This window comes from Erythrobacter epiphyticus (genome assembly GCF_034653295.1).
Taxonomy (GTDB): domain Bacteria; phylum Pseudomonadota; class Alphaproteobacteria; order Sphingomonadales; family Sphingomonadaceae; genus Erythrobacter.
Window position 1 is genome coordinate 1 of record NZ_JAYEEU010000013.1, and the last position, 732, is coordinate 732.

The 732-nt window shown below is 64.5% G+C and carries 2 protein-coding genes; both read right to left on the bottom strand.

All coding sequences use genetic code 11. The annotated features are described in order from the left end of the window. Positions 1 to 256, bottom strand: a 256-nt coding sequence (locus SOQ14_RS14485) for a M23 family metallopeptidase (protein WP_416232766.1), incomplete at its 3' end; no start/stop codon positions are given. A 7-nt stretch (positions 257 to 263) separates the two neighbouring features. After that, the coding region (locus tag SOQ14_RS14490; protein WP_416232767.1) for a M23 family metallopeptidase at positions 264 to 732 on the bottom strand (469 nt) is incomplete at its 5' end.

Sequence of the window (732 nt, forward strand, 5' to 3'; positions counted from 1 at the left end):
CTGCGAACCGCCGTTCGTCTTCCATCATATACGGAATCGGATTGACTGCAACCCCATCAACACGAACTTCATAATGCAGGTGCGGGCCCGTCGAACGGCCGGTCGAACCGACATAGCCGATGAGGTCGCCCTTCTTGACCGTGTCACCTGCCGCAACCGCAAGGCGCGACAGGTGGGCGTAACGGGTTTGCAGCGAGGCCCCATGTTCGAGGCTGATGTAGAGCCCGTAGCTCGAATACCAGTCAGCGCGGCTCACCACACCATCAGCGGTCGCATAGACTGGGGTGCCGGTGGGCGTAGCTCGAATACCAGTCAGCGCGGCTCACCACACCATCAGCGGTCGCATAGACTGGGGTGCCGGTGGGCGCGGCCAGATCAATGCCCGAATGGCGGCGCATCCCGCCCAGCACCGGGTGCGTGCGCATCCCGTAAGAGCTCGTCAGCACCGAACCGATCAACGGCATGCGCGACGGGATCGAGACAGTGGGGCGTTCGGTCGGAGGGGTCGAGCCGGTGCGATCCATCGCTGTCCAGCTTGAGAACAGGGCGCGGAAGCGTTGGTCGCTCGCGGCGATGCCTTCGCCTTCGGCTTCGCGCAGCGGTTCCTTGACATCGGCAGCGGCGGCATTGGCAGAGGCGCTGTTGGCAGCATTGGCCGCGCTGTTGGCAAGCGCCGGACCGGAAATCGTCAGGGAGAGGAACGCGCCGCCAATGGCCAGCAATCCGGTGCAC